Below are 17430 nucleotides of genomic sequence, written 5' to 3' on the forward strand. Positions count from 1 at the left end.
CCGTCTGTGTTGTTATCCAATTAATCTATTTAAAACAAATTTAAAGGAAACACCGTTTATGCAAGCACTCTCCTCCCTTTTTCGTGCCTGTCACATTAGTAACTCTTATGATGCCTGTCACATTAGTGGCCTTCGTCTGTCTTGGGTTCGTGCCTGTCACTTTAGTAGAACAGTTGCGGTAGGTCTGGTTGCGCTATTTGCCCTTGCCGCATGTGGAGGTTCAGACAGTAGCGATTCTGATTATGAATTTGCATACCTTCAGTTTTATAACGCATCGCCTAATGGTGCCAATGTAGAAATGCGTGAAGTGGATGGAGATAGTTTTGGCTCTGCGCAATTCGGTGATGCGACTTCTATGTACTCAATGGAAAGCGGTGAGCTTGTTTTGGAGTTCATTCGCACAGACTCTGACGATCAAGAAGTCTACATAGACGAAATAACGGTGAACCTAAAAGAAGGTGAGAAAACCATGATTGTTATGAGTGGCGACTTCAATAGCCCCTCATTCAACGAATACAGCTATGAACGAGAAACCTTAGAGGACCACTTCAGACTGCTGGCCATTTCAGTCACTATGGATGGTGAATCTTTTGATTTCTACATGAGTGATGCGGGCGACCCTTTTGAAGCAGCAAACTTTCTTGGCACCATTACGCCAAATGACTTAGGAGAGCTAATTTACTGGGACGGTGATGACGATAGCGACGACTTTGACGAAGGCGAATACACTGTTTACTTTACTGCGCCTGGCAGCACTGATGTCATCTTTGAATCTCAAACGTTAGATTTCATCTATGAAACTGAATATGTAATGGCTCTTCGCGATGTAAGTGGCGCTATTCAAGAAGGTCTTGTCGTAGACACCATATTAAATTCCTCTACTGTGTCTGGTTTAACCGATGTAGAAGCTGATGCACAATACCGTATCTATAATTCTACTAATTTAGACACACCGGTAACAGTTACCTTCGGTGGTAACACAGATGAAGAAGACATTGAATTTACGCTAGCTGCCGATGAGCTTTCCGACTTTACTGCAATTCGCTACGGTGACTACCGCGTATCGGTAGAAGACACTTCTGGTTCTATCACCAATCTTAGCAATAAACTAATTACCCTAAATCAGGGTGAGAGTAAGGCGATACTTATCTATGAAAAAGACGGCAAACTAGGGGCATCGACATTCGAAGAAAGTGGTTTACCACAGGCCTACGACAAAACCGTTAACTTTATTAACCTTGTTAGCGATTATGACGACGTTGAAATTTTTCTGGTACGTCACGATGAAACTATCGATACCGCAGAATACAGAGTGAATAACTTAGAGTTTGGTGAAACCAGCACCGAAGTCCTGCCTTCTGATTTTTACGAAGTTATCGCAGTGTATGAAGACGACAACGACGAACAAGTGTTGTTAGACCGTACGGCGCTATTTGGCTTCACAGAAGAAGAAAACTACATTGTGACCGTTGAGCCGGCTGATACAGCAACGGGTTACGAAATAAACATATTGTTTTAGTCGCGATACGCTTATCTACACATCAGCGCTAATAGTAGCATGTTAGCGCTGTTTCGCGTTTTAGAATAGAAAATGCGGTAGGAGGAACAGTTGAAGCGTCTCTATTTTTATACCAAAGTGTATTTTTGTACAAAATGATTAGGCTAAAAACTGTCATATTCCCCAATATCTATTATCTTTATTAGTACGCGCAGTGTTATGAAAGTAAATTCACACTGCGCAGCTCTTATAGTTCCTGCTTGATGACCTCCTCTGTGGTTATCATCACCCCAGTTTTTAAGCTGGGGTTTTTTTATCCACCCAGTCTAAAATTAATTCAATTTACCGCTATCGCTTAGGCAATAATTCTGTTATAGTTTCGCGCCCTTTTTATGGGGGTATGTACATAAAAGCAACGATATCCAGTTGTTTTTAGCAGCACAATAACGACTCGGGAGAGTCTTAATTTAGAGCGGAGCACTAACATGATCCAAATGCAAACTAACCTGGACGTTGCAGATAACAGCGGCGCTCGCAGGGTTCAGTGTATTAAGGTTCTTGGTGGCTCGCATCGCCGTTATGCAGGTATCGGTGACATCATCAAAGTTACTGTCAAGGAAGCAATTCCTCGCGGTAAAGTTAAAAAAGGTGACGTACTGAATGCAGTGGTGGTGCGTACTAGAAAAGGCGTTCGTCGTCCTGATGGGTCATCCATTCGTTTTGACGGTAACGCGGCTGTTTTGCTTAATGCAAACAAGCAACCAATTGGTACGCGTATCTTTGGCCCGGTAACCCGTGAGTTGAGAAGTTCAAACTTCATGAAAATCATCTCATTGGCCCCAGAGGTACTATAAGGAGTCACGATAATGGCTAATAAAATTCGTCGTGATGATGAAGTAGTCGTATTAGCGGGTAAAGACAAAGGCAAACAAGGCAAAGTCCTTAAAGTGCTTATGGCTGATGACCGTTTAATTATAGAAGGCGTTAATCTCGTCAAGAAACACACTAAGCCTAACCCTCAATTGGGTGTTGCTGGTGGTATTGTTGAGAAAGAAGCTTCTATTCACGTTTCTAATGTTGCGATTGTTAACCCAGCAACGGGTAAAGCAGATCGCGTTGGTTTCCGTTTCGAAGATGAGAAGAAAGTACGTTTCTTCAAATCTAACGGCGAACTTGTTTAATTATATTGGAGAGTACGATGGCGAAACTGCATGATTTCTATAAAGAAACAGTAGTAGCTGAACTTGCTAAGCAGTTCGGGTACAAAAGCGTCATGCAAGTCCCTCGGATTGAAAAAATCACTCTAAACATGGGTTTAGGTGAAGCAGTTGCTGACAAGAAGGTGCTTGAGAATGCTCAAGCTGACATGACGGCTATCGCCGGTCAGAAGCCTGTTGTCACAGTTGCTAGAAAATCAGTAGCGGGCTTTAAAATCCGTGAAGGTTATCCGATTGGCTGTAAAGTAACCCTACGTGGCGAGCGTATGTGGGAATTCCTAGAGCGTTTGATTTCAATCGCTATTCCGCGTATTCGCGACTTCCGTGGTTTGAACCCAAAATCATTCGACGGGCGTGGTAACTACAGCATGGGCGTGCGTGAGCAAATCATTTTCCCTGAAATCGATTTCGATAAAGTGGATAAGGTTCGCGGTATGGATATTACTATCACTACCAGTGCGAATTCTAATGACGAAGCACGTGCTCTGCTGGACGCGTTTAACTTCCCATTCAAAAAGTAGGGGTGTAGGGTTATGGCAAAAGAATCAATGAAAGCACGCGAAGCGAAGCGTACTAAGCTAGTAGCTAAGTATGCTGAAAAGCGCGCGGCACTTAAAGCGATTATCAGCGATGTTAACGCTTCTGAAGAAGAGCGTTGGGACGCTGTTCTGAAGCTGCAACAATTACCACGTGACTCTAGTTCTTCACGTCAACGTAACCGTTGTCGCGTAACTGGCCGTCCACATGGTTACCTACGCAAATTCGGCCTTAGCCGTATTAAGCTTCGCGAAGCAGCGATGCGCGGTGAAGTCCCTGGCCTTAAGAAAGCCAGTTGGTAAGGAGTAGCTGATAATGAGTATGCAAGATCCTATCGCGGATATGTTCACACGCATCCGTAACGGCCAGATGGCTCAGAAAGTTTCTGTAACTATGCCTTCTTCAAAAGTTCGCGTTTCTATATGCGAAGTGTTGAAGTCAGAAGGTTATATCACAGACTTTGCTGCATCAGGTGACGTTAAGCCTGTTTTAGAAGTTACGCTTAAGTACTTCGAAGGCAAGCAAGTAATTGACACTATCGAGCGCGTAAGTCGCCCCGGTCTGCGCATCTATAAGAAAAAAGATGAGCTTCCAAAGGTTATGGGTGGCTTGGGTATCGCTATCGTGTCGACTTCAAAAGGTGTGATGACTGACCGTGCAGCGCGTAACGCTGGCATGGGCGGTGAGATCATCGGTTATGTAGCATAACGGAGGAGTTGAAATGTCACGTATAGCAAAAGCCCCAGTAGACTTGGTTTCAGGCGTAGAAATATCTATCTCTGGTCAAGAAGTTACTGTAAAAGGTAGTAAAGGCACATTGAGCCGCGTTTTTAACGACGCTGTTGAAGTTGTACAAGAAGAGAACCAATTGAAAGCACTTCCTCGTGAAGGTTTCGCTAACAATTGGGCACAGGCTGGTACTGTTCGCTCACTTCTTAACGCAATGGTTCAAGGTGTTTCACAAGGTTTTGAGAAAAAGCTTCAGCTAAATGGTGTTGGTTACCGTGCGCAAGCACAAGGTAGCAAGCTTAACCTAACGCTAGGTTTCTCTCATCCTGTAGTATACGAAATGCCTCAGGGCATTACCGTTGAAACTCCTAGCCAAACTGAAATCGTCGTCAAAGGCGCCGATAAGCAGATGGTAGGACAGGTTGCGGCGAACATTCGTGGTTACCGTCCACCAGAGCCTTACAAAGGCAAAGGTGTACGTTACGCTGACGAACATGTACGTCGTAAAGAAGCTAAGAAAAAGTAGGTGGGTGATACGATGGATAAGAAAACAGCTCGCATTCGTCGCGCAACTCGCGCACGAGCAAAAATTCGTGAACTGGCCGCGCATCGCTTGGTTATTAACCGCACACCTCGCCACATATACGCTCAGCTTATCGCCCCGTGCGGTTCTGAAGTATTAGCGGCGGCTTCAACTGTTGAAAAAGATCTTGCAAAGGATCTTAAATCTACAGGTAACGCTGAAGCAGCGACGGTAGTCGGAAAAGCAATCGCAGAGCGCGCTATTGAGAAAGGCATTAAAGCAGTGGCTTTCGATCGTAGTGGCTTCCAATACCACGGTCGCGTTAAAGCATTAGCTGATGCAGCTCGCGAAGCTGGTCTTCAGTTCTAGGAGTTTATAATGGCTAAACAAGACGTTCAGAACGGTGAACTGTTAGAGAAATTGATTGCCGTTAACCGCGTATCTAAAGTGGTTAAAGGTGGTCGTATCTTTAGTTTCACTGCATTGACAGTAGTGGGTGACGGTAACGGTCGCGTAGGTTTCGGTTATGGTAAGGCACGTGAAGTTCCTGCTGCAATCCAGAAAGCTATGGAAAAGGCACGTCGCAACATGGTTGACGTTGACCTAAATGGCAATACGTTACAGCACCCGATTAAAGGTCGTCACTCTGGCTCTAAAGTTTACATGCAGCCTGCATCAGAAGGTACCGGTATCATCGCCGGCGGTGCAATGCGTGCAGTACTTGAAGTAGCTGGCGTACAAAACGTACTTTCAAAATGTTACGGCTCTACAAACCCAATCAACGTTGTTCGTGCAACAATCAACGCGCTGACAGAGATGAATTCTCCAGCGAAAGTTGCTGCGAAACGTGGATTGTCTGTAGATGAAATTTTGGGGTAATCAGACATGGCAACGATTAAAGTAAAGCAAACTAAAAGTGCTATCGGCAGACTGCCTAAGCACAAAGCTACGCTTAAAGGCTTAGGTCTTCGTAAGATCAACCATGTTCGTGAACTGGAAGATACCCCAGCCGTACGTGGCATGGTCCACCGTGTTCATTACATGGTCGAGATAGTGGAGGAGTAAGAACATGCGTTTAAATACTATTGCTCCTGCACCAGGGGCTCATAAATCTGGTAAGCGTACTGGTCGAGGCATCGGCTCAGGTCTTGGTAAAACGAGTGGCGTAGGCCACAAAGGTCAAAAAAGCCGTTCAGGTGGCCGCGTTAAGCCAGGATTCGAAGGTGGTCAGATGCCTTTACAGCGTCGTCTTCCGAAATTCGGTTTCACTTCACGCAAGAGCTTTGTTACTGATCAAGTAACACTTGCAGAAATCGCAAAAGTAGACGGTGATACAGTTTCTCTTGAAACTTTGAAAGCAGCAGGTCTTGTTAAGAAAGAAATGTTGTTTGTAAAAGTAGTTAAGAGCGGTGAGTTATCACGTGCTGTTACAGTAAGCGGTTTAAAGGTTACTAAAGGCGCTAAAGAAGCGATTGAAGCTGCTGGCGGTAAAGTAGAGGAATAAGCTAGATGGCTAAACCAGGATTGGATTCAGGCGCTAAAAGCGGCTTGAGTGAGCTTAAAGCAAGATTGTTGTTCGTACTTGGTGCGATTGTTGTTTTCAGATTGGGTTCTTATGTTCCTATTCCGGGCATCGATCCAGCTGTACTTGCTGACTTGTTCGAGCAACAGAAAGGCACCATTGTAGAAATGTTTAACATGTTCTCTGGTGGTGCGCTTGAGCGTGCATCCGTTCTGGCTTTGGGCATTATGCCATACATTACTGCATCCATTATTATGCAGTTGCTCTCGGTGGTTCACCCACCGATGGTAGAGCTTAAAAAAGAAGGCGAAGCAGGCCGTCGTAAAATCAGTCAGTACACACGTTATTTAACGCTTGTACTTGCGATTTTCCAGTCGATAGGAATATCGACTGGCCTGCCAAACCTAATTAATGGATTGGTATTGAACCCTGGCTTCGGATTCTACTTTACAGCGGTAGTGAGCTTGGTCACAGGGACTATGTTCCTTATGTGGTTGGGTGAGCAAATTACTGAACGAGGTATCGGCAACGGTATTTCTATCTTGATTTTTGCTGGTATTGTTGCAGGTTTACCTACAGCAATCGGTCAAACGGCAGAGCAAGCAAGGCAGGGCGACATTAACTTGTTGTTCCTCCTGTTGATTGCTGTGATTGTTATTGCGCTTACATACCTTGTGGTATTTGTTGAGCGCGGACAACGCAGAATTGTGGTAAACTACGCGAAACGTCAGCAAGGCCGTCAGGTTTTTGCAGCGCAGAGCACGCATTTACCGCTGAAGGTCAACATTGCTGGTGTAATTCCACCAATCTTTGCTTCCAGCATTATTCTGTTCCCAGGAACTATCGCAGGATGGTTCGGTCAGAATGAATCAACAGCATGGTTGCAGGACGTAGCGTTAATGCTATCTCCAGGTCAACCGCTGTACGTAATGTTATATGCAGCAGCTATTATCTTTTTCTGCTTCTTCTACACGGCGTTGGTCTTCAACCCGCGTGATACAGCAGATAATTTGAAGAAGTCTGGTGCGTTTATCCCTGGCATCCGCCCGGGTGAACAAACATCGCGTTATATTGATAAGGTAATGACTCGCCTCACACTGGCTGGCGCACTATACATAACCTTTATTTGTTTGGTGCCTGAATTCATGCTAATTGCCTGGAATGTTCCGTTCTACTTCGGTGGTACGTCGCTTCTAATCATAGTAGTGGTTATCATGGACTTTATGGCACAGGTGCAGACGCATTTGATGAGTAGTCAATATGAGTCTGTTCTGAAGAAAGCTAATCTTAAAGGCTACGGCCGTTAAGTTAGCCCCTTAATATTAAAGATAGGGGAGTGATGTAATGAAAGTTCGTGCATCAGTTAAAAAGATTTGCCGTAACTGTAAAGTTATCAAGCGCAACGGCGTTGTGCGTGTAATTTGTACAGAGCCAAAGCATAAGCAAAGGCAAGGTTAATCTAAGCGGTACAGAATACTTGCAAAGCTACTAAGCAGAATCCGAAGCATACTTATCGGGTTCTGCTAGTTTTGTTTATAGGTGTTTTGAACCTTTATTTGCAATTTGGTCGACGGATGAGTATCCTATCGGGCTTTTTAGGTCGTCGACAAATAAACAAGAGGAGTGCTGTTAATGGCCCGTATCGCTGGCATTAACATTCCTGAGCACAAGCATGCTGTAGTCGCTATCCAAGCGATTTATGGTGTAGGCCTCACACGTGCGAAAAGCATTTGTGCAGGTGCTGGTGTTGCAGAAGATACAAAAATCAAAGAGCTAGACGAAGCGACTATCGATAAGCTTCGTGACGAAGTGGCGAAATTTACTGTTGAAGGTGATTTACGTCGTGAAGTCTCTATGAGCATCAAACGTTTGATGGACCTGGGTTGCTTCCGTGGTATACGCCACCGTCGTAGCTTGCCTCTACGTGGTCAGCGCACTAAAACTAATGCGCGTACCCGTAAAGGTCCTCGTAAGCCAATTAAGAAGTAAGCGGGGAGTAAGTTATGGCAAAAGCACCAGCTCGTAGTACGCGTAAGCGCGCTAAACGTCAGGTTGCAGACGGTATGGCTCATATCCATGCGTCTTTCAACAACACAATTGTGACTATTACAGACCGTCAAGGCAATGCACTAGCATGGGCGACATCTGGTGGTTCAGGTTTCCGTGGTTCACGTAAATCTACCCCATTTGCTGCGCAGGTAGCTGCTGAGCGTGCAGGTGTAGCTGCACAAGAATACGGTCTTAAGAACCTAGAAGTGTTCGTAAAAGGTCCAGGTCCAGGCCGTGAGTCTGCGATCCGTGCTCTTAACGCTACTGGTTATAAGATCACAAATATTACCGATGTGACACCTATTCCTCACAACGGTTGTCGTCCACCGAAAAAACGTCGCGTTTAATCGACGGACAGTTGGAGAAAGATCATGGCAAGATATTTGGGTCCAAAACTCAAACTTAGCCGTCGCGAAGGAACTGACTTGTTCCTTAAAAGCGGCGTTCGCGCAATCGATTCTAAATGTAAGATCGATACAGCGCCTGGTCAGCATGGTGCCCGTCGTGGCCGTTTGTCTGACTACGGTGTTCAGCTGCGTGAGAAACAAAAAGTTCGTCGTATGTTCGGCGTACTGGAAAAGCAATTCCGCAACTACTATAAAGAAGCTGCGCGTCTAAAAGGCAACACAGGTGAAAACTTGCTACAGCTTTTAGAGCAGCGTCTAGACAACGTGGTTTATCGTATGGGATTTGCTAGTACACGTGCTGAAGCACGTCAGCTAGTAAGCCACAAGGCGATCATGGTAAATGGTCAAGTTGTGAACATTCCATCGTTTAACGTTTCTGCCGAAGACGTGGTTTCTGTTCGTGAGAAAGCGAAAAAGCAAGCGCGTATCGTTGCTGCTTTAGAACTGGCTGACCAACGTGAGAAGCCAACCTGGATTGAAGTAGACAGCACTAAAATGGAAGGCACTTTCAAGCGCGTTCCAGAAAGAACTGATTTGTCTGCTGAAATTAACGAACAGTTGATCGTCGAACTTTACTCTAAGTAAAGCCAACTAAAGAGGAAGCATTGTGGGTTCTGTGACTGAATTCCTAAAACCGAGATTAGTAGAGATCGAAAACGTTTCTCCTACTCGTGCCAAAGTAACTTTGGAACCACTAGAGCGCGGCTTTGGCCATACTCTAGGTAACGCCCTACGTCGTATATTACTGTCATCTATGCCAGGATGTGCAGTTACCGAGGTAGAAATTGATGGCGTTCTTCACGAGTACAGCACCAAAGAAGGTGTACAAGAAGACGTTATCGAAATCTTGCTAAATCTTAAAGGTTTAGCGGTTCGCCTTGAAGGTAAAACTGAGGCAACCCTAACTCTAGTGAAATCTGGCGCTGGCCCTGTTGTTGCTGGTGATATTCAGCATGATGGCGACGTAGAAATTGTTAACCCTGATCACTTAATTTGTACTTTAACAGGCGAAGCTGAAATCAGCATGCGCGTTAAAGTAGAAATGGGTCGCGGTTATGTACCAGCTTCTACCCGTCGCTCCTCTGAAGAAGATGATCGTCCAATTGGTCGTTTGTTAGTTGATGCTTCATACAGCCCAGTAGAGCGTATTGCGTACACTGTTGAGTCTGCCCGTGTTGAACAACGCACAGACTTAGACAAACTAATCATCGACATGGAAACTAACGGCACTTTAGATCCTGAAGAAGCGATCCGCCGTTCTGCTACCATTCTTGCTGAACAGCTTGATGCATTCGTAGACTTACGTGATGTATCTGAGCCGGAAGCGAAAGAAGAGAAGCCGGAATTCGATCCGATTCTACTTCGCCCAGTTGATGACCTAGAGTTAACAGTACGTTCTGCTAACTGCTTAAAAGCAGAAGCTATCCAGTACATTGGTGACCTGGTACAGCGCACTGAGGTTGAGCTACTTAAAACGCCTAACCTTGGTAAGAAATCGCTAACTGAAATCAAAGATGTTCTAGCATCTCGTGGTTTGTCTCTAGGCATGCGCCTAGAAAACTGGCCGCCAGAGAGCATCGCTGAAAAAGATTAATCAGGTTTTTATCAAACTGATTTGTAGAGAAGGATAAAACTATGCGCCATCGTAAGAGTGGTCGTCAGTTGAATCGCAACAGCAGCCATCGTCAAGCTATGTTCAAAAACATGGCCGGTTCTTTGGTCAAGCACGAAGTGATCAAAACTACGTTACCAAAAGCGAAAGAATTACGTCGCGTAATCGAGCCACTAATCACTATGGCTAAAGAAGACAGCGTTGCAAATCGCCGTCTAGCTTTTGCCCGTACAGGTGATAAAGAGGTCGTAGGTAAACTGTTTAACGAGCTTGGTCCTCGTTACGAAGCACGCCCAGGCGGTTACACTCGCATTTTAAAATGTGGTTTCCGTGCTGGCGACAATGCCCCAATGGCATATGTTGAGCTAGTTGACCGTCCAGTTGTTGAAGCTGAAGAAGAAGTAGTAGAAGCAACTGAAGAGTAAGTAATACTCGAAAAGAAAAAGGGGTCAGAACGAAAGTTCTGACCCCTTTTTTTTACCAAAAATAAATTGGGTCAGGTCCGATAACAATATTGGCTTCCTTGCACCGCGTTATCGTTTATCCAAAAATAAAATAGGGTCAGAACCAAGTTTACGCATTAGGTCTAAAAGGCTTTAAGCACACGAAATTAGAACTAAATAAACGTGTCTCGTTCAGGTTCTATGCGTCACTAAAACTCCCTCGACTCACCTTCTTAAGCGCCTTCTAACAGTATTGGCAGAGTACTTGCTCATCTCTCTACATTAGTGAATAAAATAAGCAGAAAATGCCATTACATTTCATCGCATTTTTGAGCGGCGTACAAATTCAAGGATGAAGCTATGCTATCGGTTTCGGGAAAGTATCAATCTTTAGGACTATCAACCTTTAGAGGCAACGCGGTTGCCACATCGTTAGAGCGCCTAAGTTCTGGCCTTCGTATTAACAGCGCCGCCGATGATAGTGCAGGTCTTCAAATTTCTAATCGGCTTTCATCCGAGCGAAACGCCTATACGCAACTAAATCGAAACCTGAATGACGGTATAAGCTATGCCCAAGTGGCAGAAGGCGGACTGCAGGAGTCTGCCGCTATTTTGCAGCGTATGCGGCAACTATCTATCCAATCTCAAAACGGCATAAACAGTAAAAACGACAGAGCGGCCCTTGATAAAGAGTTTCAAGCGCTGAAATTAGAACTTAATGCCATAGCCTACGGCACCGAAGTATTCAACCGGCTTCCCTTGGTAGGTGATGCCAATTTGTTAAGTGACAATGTGCCTTCACTAGGCGACAGATTCGCTCAGGGTGTAACGCAGTCTCTCCCTAGCGGCCTGCAATCCATAGCGTACATACCAGCTGGCTCGAGTAATGTTCAGGTGAACATAAACGACAATGGCGCTAATGACGATATACAAGTATTCACAACCAGCGGCAAACACCTTGCAGGTACGCCTATTACGAATGCAACGTGGAGTGCTGGTTCTAACAATATTGCCAATGTGGCAGATTTAGAATCTCGCTTCTTTCTTACATCTAACGGATACAATGCCGACGCGAGTTACGATGATAGCGAACTTATTACTAGCGGTAGCGATACAATAGATGGAAACGTTATTTCATTCAGCGGCGATCAAAACGGCGCAACCCCGTCAAACTTGAACGAATTTTTAACTATTTCAAGCAACTCACAACCGCTGATCATTTCAGTTATCGGGAGCGGAGTATTTAATGTTACCGCCACATGGGATTCACTAGGCGGTGAGGATGAACGGGCTTTCAGTTTGGGGCCAGCGGATATCACTGCCACTAATAAGCTAGGTAAGGGCACCGAATACATAGAAGTTACAAAAACACCAGCCACGCTGGAAGACTTAAGTTTAGAGGGCACTTCTATCAACAGCGAACAAAACGCTGAAGCTGCTCTTAGTCAAATTGATGCAGCACTAAACACAGTGAGCGAGAGCCGCGCTTTTTACGGCGCGAAACTCAATCAAATGACATCAGCCTTAAACGTAAACGCCATTGCTAATGAGAATATCAGCGCAGCGCGCTCACGAATTACCGATACTGATTTCGCAGCAGAGACAGCTTCACTCACACAAAGTCAAATTGTAGAACAAGCGAGTATTAGCGTACGGGCTCAGGCTCAGTCGAGCGAAAATCAAGTTTTAGGTTTACTAAACGGTATTGCAGAACAAACAGCATAAATGGGGTCAGAACCACATTTTTTGTTTCACTGATCACTGAGTTAGTTGTTCGTTAGCAAACTTAAATTTGAGAACATAATTCGCATAGTAATATCATTCTCTAAGTGATTTAATATACGCCTCAACCATTAGTATTCGTGGAAAAATTTTCTCCCACCCGATAAAGGAATAGAGACCCAGCAATGGCCAACCCAATTACCTGTTTTAAAGCGTACGATATTCGCGGCGAACTAAATTCTCAATTAACCGAAGAAGTGGCTTACCGCATTGGCTATGCATTTGCGGAAGAACTCGATGCTAAAACCGTAGTAGTGGGCAGCGATGTACGCTTAACGTCTACACCGCTGAAGTTAGCATTAAGTGCAGGGCTTATCGATGCTGGCGCAAAGGTTACCGATATTGGTATGGCAGGTACCGAAGAAATTTATTTTGCTACCAAGCATTTAGGCGTAGATGGCGGTATAGAAGTAACAGCTAGTCATAACCCCATCAACTATAACGGCATGAAGCTTGTAAAAGCAGGCTCTATTCCTATTAGTGGCGATACCGGCCTTAATGCGATTAAAGAACGTGCAGAAGCATTAAGCGATAAATTTGTAAACGGCAGATTGGCGCATTACTTCAACAATGAAACCGTAGATGCTAACGCGTTCTTCAATGGCAATGCGCACATTCACAAAGACTTACTATCAAGCACCGGTCAATATGAAGAAAGCTCTTGTATGAGCGACTACGTAGAACACATGCTTTCTTACGTAAACTTAGATAACTTCACTTCGCTTAAAGTGGTAGTTAATGCAGGTAATGGCTCTGCAGGTCCGGCTTTAGATGCGATTGAAAAGGCCATGCTTGCTAACAACGTACCTATCGAATTCATTAAAGTGCATCATAATGCAGATGGCACGTTTCCTAACGGTATACCTAACCCACTGTTACCAGAGAATCGCGCTGACACGGCCGATGCAGTAAAAGCGTCAGGTGCTGATTTTGGTATTGCTTGGGATGGCGACTTCGACCGCTGCTTTTTATTCGATGCTGACGGTGAGTTTATAGAAGGCTATTACATAGTAGGGCTACTTGCCGAAGCGTTTATTGAAAAGAACACCGACAGCAAAATCATTTACGATCCGCGCGTTTACTGGAACACAGAAGCTATTGTGGCTAACGCTGGCGGTACGCCGATAAAGTCTAAAACTGGCCATGCCTTTATTAAAGAGCGCATGCGCAAAGAAGACGCGGTATACGGAGGTGAAATGAGTGCTCACCATTACTTCCGAGATTTCGCCTATTGCGATTCAGGCATGATTCCCTGGTTACTCATAGCGGAGCTTGTGTGTGTGAAAAAACAAACACTTGCCAGCATGGTAAAAGAGCGTATAAAAGCGTTTCCGTCATCAGGTGAAATTAACAGCAAGCTTAACGATGCTGATGCCGCACTAGAGCGTGTAACCGGTAAGTATCAACCGTTAGCAAGCGTTGTTGATACCACCGATGGTTTGGGGCTAGAGTTCGGCACATGGCGCTTTAACCTACGTAAATCGAACACCGAACCGGTAATTCGTTTAAACGTGGAAAGTAAAGGCGATATTCCGCTAATGGAAGAAAAAACCAAAGAAGTACTTGCGCTTATTCGTGCTGAGTAAGTCTTTTCGGCCATGCAGTGCTTAACTAAAAAGGGGCGTGAGTGAAAACTCATGCCCCATTTTTAAAAGATAGTTACTCTTACCGAGTCATTTCCACATTTGGCATTTAATCAATATTCATTCCTTTGTATACTATCTAAAATAATTCAATCTCAGGACGTGGGCACCGACCCCACTCATCAAGGATATTACAATGAAACCAGTAGTATTAGCTGGCGGCTCAGGTAGCCGTTTATGGCCAAAATCTCGTGCCGCACTTCCCAAGCAGTTTTTGTCGCTCACCTCAGACAGCACCATGTTGCAAGACACTATTACTCGCTTAAAGGGTACTAAAGCACAAAGCCCTATTTTCATATGTAATGATGCACATCGCTTTTTAGTTGCAGAACAACTGCGTCAAAAAGATATCCATCATGGCGGCATACTGCTAGAGCCCGTAGGCCGAAATACAGCACCTGCTATCGCATTAGCAGCTTTGCACGCCACTATTAATGGCGAAGACCCTGTATTACTCGTACTAGCAGCAGACCACCTTATTCAAAATAACCAAGCCTTTCATAACGCTATCGAAAAAGCGGAAAAGTTAGCCGAAGAAGGTAAGCTAGTGACTTTCGGTATAGTGCCCGATCAACCACACACCGGTTATGGCTATATTAAAGCAGGCAGCGAATTAGGTGATGGGTTTGAAGTAGCCGAGTTTGTTGAAAAGCCAGCGCTTGAGACAGCCAAAGAATATGTAGATTCCGGAAGTTATTTTTGGAATAGCGGCATGTTTATGTTCAAGGCCAGCCGTTACTTAGAAGAGTTAGCCAAATACAACCCTGAAATGCTGGATGTATGTAAGCGTGCAATTGATACAGAAACGCCTGATTTAGACTTTATTCGCGTAGATCACGATATATTTGCAACTTGCCCAGACGACTCTATCGACTACACCGTAATGGAAAAAACCGACAGCGCCGCTATGGTGCCATTAGATGCAGGTTGGAGCGATGTAGGCAGCTGGTCGTCGCTATGGGAAACCGCTGAAAAAGATGAAAACGGCAACGCTACCGTAGGTGATACAATTTTAGAAAACACCAAAAATAGTTATGTAAATGCCGAACAGCGTTTGGTTTCTGTAATCGGGCTAGAAGACGTAATAGTTGTAGAAACGAAAGACGCCGTAATGGTGGCCCATAAAGACGATGCGCAAAGCATTAAAACCGTAGTGAATAAGCTTAAAGCAGAACACCGCCCAGAGTTTGAGTTCCACCGTGAGGTATTTCGCCCTTGGGGAAGCTACGACTCTATCGATAGTGGCGCACGCTTCCAGGTAAAACGCATTACAGTTAAGCCGGGTGAAAAGCTATCAGTTCAAATGCACCACCACCGCGCAGAGCACTGGATTGTAGTATCTGGTAGCGCCAATGTAACTATTGATGAAGAAACACAGCTAGTAACTGAAAATGAATCGGTTTACATTCCAATCGGTGCAATTCATGCATTAGAAAACCCGGGTAAAATACCGCTAGAGCTAATTGAAGTTCAATCTGGGGCTTATCTTGGCGAAGACGATATTGTTCGATTTTCTGATAGATATGGGCGTGTTAACTAAAACTGATATGTCAAATCGTGCTCTCAGATTTTTAGTTTTTAGCATAATTCTAAATATGAGGTTTAATTCCAATGGCGACAAAAGTTTTCAGAATTATTCCGAATCAATCAGAGAGCACCTTTCAAATTAAGCTCTTAAAGGGTACAAAATTATATCGTATATAAATATAATCAAAGACCTGTTATTTTATTTTCTTTATTACTAGCAAGTTGCTTGTAGCAAAGTAGAATTACATCAAGGACACTCTTTCAAAATGGCAGTATATTGTGTTACGAGAGCCACCAGCCTCTGGGACGACTTTATTTTTTCTTTTGTCGACGATGTGGTCGAAAGCATTAATGACCTAGATAGTAGCAAAGTTTATAGCGTTGTAAAAAAAGAAGTTAATACTAAAGACCTGCAAAAATTTTGCATTGACAACCCATCCCAGCAATTAGTTGTGTTCTATTGTCCACCATCGTTAGTGTTTAATAATGTTGAGAAAAACAAAAATGACTTGAACTCGAGCGTTCTAGATTCAATCGGAATTGCTACTGAGCTTCTAGACTTTTTTTACAAATACAAAGCCCAAGTTTCCCTAGTTAGTCTGCTTGACTTCTTTGATACCACAAAAATAAAAAATATAGTTTCGCCGTTACTGGCGAACTCGGGCGCTGTTGATTTTAGATTGAGTTTTGAGGATGTGGTCGGGTATTTAGCTATTAAATCAACTAATGATAAAGCCAGCAGAGTTGAGTACCTACTAAATTCTGCAAGTGTTGGGGGGACGCCTTCTGTTGAGCTGATGGTTAATTTAGCTCGGTGTGATTTGGAACAAAAAATTGAAGAGCTTAAGTTAAAAAAAGATGAAAATGAGTGTGAGCTTTTGGATTTAAAAGAGATGTTGGTAGAAAAAAACAATGCACTTGAGGCAGCCAATAACTTGCTTAACAAAAAAGAAAACGAATCCGTTAACCTCTCGAAAGAAGCAGAATACGAAAGAGGGAAGTTAGAAACGACCGTTCATTTTCTTCAAGAACAACTAGAAGCAACCGTCCGCGAAAAAGCAGACGAGGAAAGTAAGCTCAAGCTGGCTTATGAACAAAATCTTAAAAATAAGCTTCAGAGTCATAAAAACGAAATTGACTCCCTATTCCAAGAAAAGCAAAAAATCTCGAAAAAGCTAAACGCTAGTGACGCTCTTATTGCAGAGTTGAATAATAAATTAGAAGTCGTTGGGGGGGAAAAAGAGGAGCTGGTCACCGCGCTTACAGCAACTCAAAGGGCATTAGAGAAAGAGTTGCTAAGTAAAAACCAAGTAGTCGAGGATAGTGAGTTGAAAACAGCTTCGCTCGTAAAGAAATACGAGGAGGGATTAGCTTCACTGACTCAAAGTAAAGATAAATCTGATGCTGAAAAGTCGAAGAGAAACAAGGATTTTGTAACCTTAAAGGTAAAGTCTGATAGACAAATCGAAAAACTCAGTGCTGAACGTAAAAAGCTCGAAAAAGAACTGAAATCTTATCAATCTTTGTATTATCAACTCAAAAGTGAGTTAGACTCGATCAAAAGTTCAACAGCGTGGAAAACTATTTCTCCTGTAATAAAAGTTAAAGACAAAGTATTGGGTAATTTAAGCCGGTTACATCAAGAAGAAATTATTGCAAACGTTGGGCTTTTGTATACGAGTGATTTATTCGATGCTGAATGGTATCTGAGCACCTATCCAGATGTGGAGTCACAAAAAATAGATCCAGCGAAACACTACTTGTTATATGGCTTCAAAGAGGGGAGGAGGCCTAGTATTCGGTTTGATGGTGATTGGTATTTCAATTATTATGAAGACGTTAAGGATTCAGGTTTTAACCCATTAATTCATTACCTTAAATATGGGCGTGCCGAAGGCCGTAAGACATCCCACAATCTTCTAATAAAATCCAAAGAGTAAG

22 protein-coding genes are annotated in these 17430 nt (G+C 43.9%); all 22 read left to right on the forward strand.

The features are described 5' to 3' along the window. Positions 1 to 58 precede the first annotated feature (58 nt). The 22 genes from GTQ48_RS11840 to GTQ48_RS11945 all read left to right on the forward strand — a co-directional run bounded on the left by GTQ48_RS11840 (position 59) and on the right by GTQ48_RS11945 (position 17429). Entirely contained in the window at positions 59 to 1519 is a 1461-nt protein-coding gene (locus GTQ48_RS11840; RefSeq protein ID WP_239060095.1) for a DUF4397 domain-containing protein, read from the forward strand. Positions 1520 to 1983: 464 nt separating this feature from the next. Beyond that, positions 1984 to 2352 carry a 50S ribosomal protein L14 gene (gene rplN, locus GTQ48_RS11845; protein WP_032094895.1) on the forward strand — a complete coding sequence of 123 codons (369 nt, stop codon included), beginning with the start codon at positions 1984 to 1986 and terminating at the stop codon, positions 2350 to 2352. Between the two features lie 12 nt (positions 2353 to 2364). Further along, positions 2365 to 2679, forward strand: a complete 315-nt coding sequence (rplX, locus tag GTQ48_RS11850) for a 50S ribosomal protein L24 (RefSeq protein ID WP_032094894.1) — start codon at positions 2365 to 2367, stop codon at positions 2677 to 2679. 17 nt (positions 2680 to 2696) lie between these two features. Continuing rightward, a complete protein-coding gene (gene rplE, locus GTQ48_RS11855; protein ID WP_163106890.1) occupies positions 2697 to 3236 on the forward strand; it encodes a 50S ribosomal protein L5 in 540 nt (179 codons plus the stop codon). A gap of 12 nt (positions 3237 to 3248) precedes the next feature. Next, positions 3249 to 3554: a 30S ribosomal protein S14 gene (gene rpsN / locus GTQ48_RS11860; RefSeq protein WP_032094892.1), complete on the forward strand. Its 306-nt coding sequence runs from the start codon at positions 3249 to 3251 to the stop codon at positions 3552 to 3554. Positions 3555 to 3567: 13 nt separating this feature from the next. After that, positions 3568 to 3960 (forward strand): 30S ribosomal protein S8, encoded by a 393-nt coding sequence (gene rpsH / locus GTQ48_RS11865; protein WP_032094891.1) that lies wholly within the window; start codon positions 3568 to 3570, stop codon positions 3958 to 3960. A 13-nt stretch (positions 3961 to 3973) separates the two neighbouring features. Beyond that, positions 3974 to 4507 (forward strand): 50S ribosomal protein L6, encoded by a 534-nt coding sequence (gene rplF, locus GTQ48_RS11870; protein ID WP_163106891.1) that lies wholly within the window; start codon positions 3974 to 3976, stop codon positions 4505 to 4507. A 12-nt stretch (positions 4508 to 4519) separates the two neighbouring features. Further along, positions 4520 to 4873 carry a 50S ribosomal protein L18 gene (gene rplR, locus GTQ48_RS11875; protein ID WP_032094986.1) on the forward strand — a complete coding sequence of 118 codons (354 nt, stop codon included), beginning with the start codon at positions 4520 to 4522 and terminating at the stop codon, positions 4871 to 4873. 9 nt (positions 4874 to 4882) lie between these two features. Then, complete coding sequence (gene rpsE / locus GTQ48_RS11880; RefSeq protein WP_032094889.1) at positions 4883 to 5383, forward strand: 30S ribosomal protein S5; 501 nt, start codon at positions 4883 to 4885, stop codon at positions 5381 to 5383. Between the two features lie 6 nt (positions 5384 to 5389). After that, on the forward strand, positions 5390 to 5569 hold the full coding sequence (gene rpmD, locus GTQ48_RS11885; RefSeq protein WP_032094888.1) for a 50S ribosomal protein L30: 180 nt from the start codon (positions 5390 to 5392) through the stop codon (positions 5567 to 5569). Positions 5570 to 5573: 4 nt separating this feature from the next. Next, positions 5574 to 6008: a 50S ribosomal protein L15 gene (rplO, locus tag GTQ48_RS11890; protein WP_032094887.1), complete on the forward strand. Its 435-nt coding sequence runs from the start codon at positions 5574 to 5576 to the stop codon at positions 6006 to 6008. Positions 6009 to 6013: 5 nt separating this feature from the next. Next, on the forward strand, positions 6014 to 7333 hold the full coding sequence (gene secY / locus GTQ48_RS11895; RefSeq protein ID WP_032094886.1) for a preprotein translocase subunit SecY: 1320 nt from the start codon (positions 6014 to 6016) through the stop codon (positions 7331 to 7333). Between the two features lie 37 nt (positions 7334 to 7370). Continuing rightward, entirely contained in the window at positions 7371 to 7484 is a 114-nt protein-coding gene (gene rpmJ / locus GTQ48_RS11900; RefSeq protein ID WP_013786217.1) for a 50S ribosomal protein L36, read from the forward strand. Positions 7485 to 7658: 174 nt separating this feature from the next. Then, complete coding sequence (gene rpsM, locus GTQ48_RS11905; RefSeq protein ID WP_032094885.1) at positions 7659 to 8015, forward strand: 30S ribosomal protein S13; 357 nt, start codon at positions 7659 to 7661, stop codon at positions 8013 to 8015. A gap of 14 nt (positions 8016 to 8029) precedes the next feature. After that, complete coding sequence (rpsK, locus tag GTQ48_RS11910) at positions 8030 to 8422, forward strand: 30S ribosomal protein S11 (protein ID WP_013786215.1); 393 nt, start codon at positions 8030 to 8032, stop codon at positions 8420 to 8422. Between the two features lie 24 nt (positions 8423 to 8446). Beyond that, entirely contained in the window at positions 8447 to 9067 is a 621-nt protein-coding gene (gene rpsD, locus GTQ48_RS11915) for a 30S ribosomal protein S4 (protein WP_032094884.1), read from the forward strand. Between the two features lie 19 nt (positions 9068 to 9086). Further along, a complete protein-coding gene (locus tag GTQ48_RS11920; RefSeq protein ID WP_032094883.1) occupies positions 9087 to 10076 on the forward strand; it encodes a DNA-directed RNA polymerase subunit alpha in 990 nt (329 codons plus the stop codon). A gap of 41 nt (positions 10077 to 10117) precedes the next feature. Next, positions 10118 to 10519: a 50S ribosomal protein L17 gene (gene rplQ / locus GTQ48_RS11925; RefSeq protein ID WP_032094882.1), complete on the forward strand. Its 402-nt coding sequence runs from the start codon at positions 10118 to 10120 to the stop codon at positions 10517 to 10519. Between the two features lie 378 nt (positions 10520 to 10897). Then, positions 10898 to 12262 carry a flagellin N-terminal helical domain-containing protein gene (locus tag GTQ48_RS11930; protein ID WP_163106892.1) on the forward strand — a complete coding sequence of 455 codons (1365 nt, stop codon included), beginning with the start codon at positions 10898 to 10900 and terminating at the stop codon, positions 12260 to 12262. Positions 12263 to 12444: 182 nt separating this feature from the next. Further along, on the forward strand, positions 12445 to 13905 hold the full coding sequence (locus tag GTQ48_RS11935; RefSeq protein ID WP_163106893.1) for a phosphohexomutase domain-containing protein: 1461 nt from the start codon (positions 12445 to 12447) through the stop codon (positions 13903 to 13905). A gap of 193 nt (positions 13906 to 14098) precedes the next feature. After that, a complete protein-coding gene (locus GTQ48_RS11940; protein ID WP_163106894.1) occupies positions 14099 to 15502 on the forward strand; it encodes a mannose-1-phosphate guanylyltransferase/mannose-6-phosphate isomerase in 1404 nt (467 codons plus the stop codon). 253 nt (positions 15503 to 15755) lie between these two features. Further along, positions 15756 to 17429, forward strand: coding sequence for a coiled-coil domain-containing protein (locus tag GTQ48_RS11945; protein WP_163106895.1), 1674 nt, complete (start codon positions 15756 to 15758; stop codon positions 17427 to 17429). Position 17430 lies beyond the last annotated feature (1 nt).

The organism is Alteromonas genovensis (assembly GCF_010500895.1).
Taxonomy (GTDB): Bacteria; Pseudomonadota; Gammaproteobacteria; order Enterobacterales; family Alteromonadaceae; genus Alteromonas; species Alteromonas genovensis.